This window comes from Acidovorax sp. GW101-11A03, assembly GCF_059424825.1.
On record NZ_JBWKZU010000132.1, the window covers coordinates 1 to 2364 of the forward strand.

Consider the following 2364-nt stretch of genomic DNA (forward strand, 5'->3'; position numbering starts at 1 on the left):
GGGCCGGGGTGGGGGCTGCGGGTGCAGGCGCTGCTGCGGCAGGCGCAGGCGCCGGGCGCTGGGTGGCCACCACGGCGGCGGGTGCGGGGGCTGCCGCCGCAGGGCGGCCGGATTTGCTGGCTGCGTCGGCAGAGAACAGTTCGCGGATCAGGGCCAGCTTGGGCTTGACCGAGTTGGCGCTGGTGGCGTCCAGCTGCAGGGCCTTGTTGTAGGCCTGGCTGGCCAGCTTGGCGTAGATGTCGCCCAGGTTTTCGTGCGCGGTGGCGTAGCTGGGGTTGGTGCGGATCGCCATTTCGAGCGCCGTGCGGGCCTTGTCCAGCTGGTTCTGGTTGGCGTAGAGCACAGCCAGGTTGTTGTAGGGCTCGGGCAGCTCGGGGTACTCTTCCGTCAACTTGGTGAAGGTGGTGATGGCCTCGCCCTGCTTGCCGCTGTCGGCCTGTGCCACGCCGCGCAGAAAGCGCAGCTGCGGGTCGCGCGGGGTGGCGGCCAGGCGCTGATCGGCCTTCACCAGGGCTTCGGCGGCCTTGCCGGTTTTCAGCAGTTGGGTGATGTCGGAGTAGTCCTCGGCATGGGCCACGCCCGCGCCCAGCAGCGCGGTCAGCGCCACCAGGCGCAGGAGTTGTGGAAGGGTGCGGAGGACTGGCTTCATGGGGATTCCGGGGTGTTGGGCAGCGGCCCGCCGGGGCGGGGGCTTATACTGCGGCGGATTGTAGCTGAGGGGGTTGTCATGACGGAACGCTGTTGCCGCGGGTGATTTCGCTGTAGGCCCCCCGCCGGGCCAACCCCCGCCGAGGGCTCTGAAAACCTGTTCCAGGCCCTTTGCTACCGGGTGAATCTCTTCACCCAACCACCCCTTCCCCCGTGACTGAAATCCCATGAGTTTGCGCATCTACAACACGCTGTCGCGTGCATTGGAGGACTTTTCCCCGCTCGAACCCGGCCATGTGCGCATGTATGTGTGCGGCATGACCATCTACGACCTGTGCCACATCGGCCACGCCCGCATGATGATGGCGTTTGATGTGGTGCAGCGCTGGCTCAAAAGCAGCGGCTTGCGCGTCACCTATGTACGCAACATCACCGACATCGACGACAAGATCATCAAGCGGGCGCTGGAGCGGGGCATCACCATCCGCCAGCTCACCGACGAGATGATTGCCGCGATGCACCAGGACATCGGCCTGCTGGGCATCGAGCCACCCACCGTGGAGCCGCGCGCCACCGAATACGTGCCCCAGATGCTCTCGCTCATCGGCCAGCTCGAAGGCAAAGGCCTCGCCTACCGTGCGAGCAACGGTGATGTGAACTACTCGGTGCGCAAGTTCGACGGCTACGGCAAGCTCTCGGGCAAATCGCTGGACGAGCTGCGTGCCGGCGAGCGCGTGGCCGTGCTCGATGGCAAGGAAGACCCGCTCGACTTCGTGCTGTGGAAGGCCTCCAAGCCCGAGGAGCCGCCCGAGGCCAAGTGGGACAGCGAATTCGGCGCGGGCCGCCCCGGCTGGCACATCGAATGCTCGGCCATGTGCGGCGCCACGCTGGGCGAGACCTTTGACATCCACGGCGGCGGCGCAGACCTGCAGTTCCCCCACCACGAGAACGAAATCGCCCAGAGCGAAGGCGCCACCGGCCAGCCTTTGGCGAAGTTCTGGGTGCACAACGGCTTTGTGCGCGTGGACAACGAAAAGATGTCCAAGAGCCTGGGCAACTTCTTCACCATCCGCGACGTGCTCAAGAGCTACGACGCGGAGACGCTGCGCTTTTTCATGGTGCGCGCCCACTACCGCAGCGCGCTGAACTACAGCGACGCCCACCTGGACGACGCGCGCCAGGCCTTGAAGCGCCTGTACACGGCGCTGAGCCTGGTCGCCCCCGCCGAAGTGGCTGCGATCGACTGGAGCAACCCCTACGCAGCCCGCTTCAAGGCCGCGATGGACGAGGACTTTGGTACCCCCGAGGCCGTGGCCGTGCTGTTCGAGCTGGCGGGCGAGGTCAACAAGACCCGCTCGGCCGAGCTGGCCGGACTGCTCAAGGCGCTGGGTGGTTGCCTGGGGCTGCTGCAGGGTGACCCCAAGGCCTTCCTGCAGGCCGGTGCAGGTGTGAACGAAGCCGACATCCAGGCGCAGATTGCTGCCCGCGCCGCCGCCAAGGCCGCCAAGAACTTCGCCGAGGCCGACCGCATCCGCCAGGCGCTGCTGGCCCAGGGCATCGTGCTCAAGGACTCTGCCGCAGGCACGACATGGGAAGCCGCGCAGTGATCCCCATTTGTATGCAAAAAATGCCGCTACGGCGCATGGGGTAAGCCGTGGCAGCTTCAAAAAAGATAGCGGGCGACGCCGCAACGCCGCCGCTGGTGCTGGCCACGCC

2 protein-coding genes are annotated in these 2364 nt (G+C 66.5%); one reads left to right on the forward strand and one right to left on the reverse strand.

The annotated features are described in order from the left end of the window. A partial coding sequence (locus tag AC07Z7_RS24970) for a tetratricopeptide repeat protein (protein WP_494768029.1) occupies positions 1 to 649 on the reverse strand: 649 nt, incomplete at its 3' end. Between the two features lie 226 nt (positions 650 to 875). Here AC07Z7_RS24970 and cysS point away from each other — a divergent pair. After that, complete coding sequence (cysS, locus tag AC07Z7_RS24975; protein WP_494768030.1) at positions 876 to 2255, forward strand: cysteine--tRNA ligase; 1380 nt, start codon at positions 876 to 878, stop codon at positions 2253 to 2255. The last annotated feature ends 109 nt before the right edge of the window (positions 2256 to 2364 follow it).

What these genes read in the sequence shown, in the direction of transcription:
- cysS (WP_494768030.1), top strand. Translation starts at nt 876, where the DNA reads ATGAGTTTGCGCATCTACAACACGCTGTCGCGTGCATTGGAGGACTTT.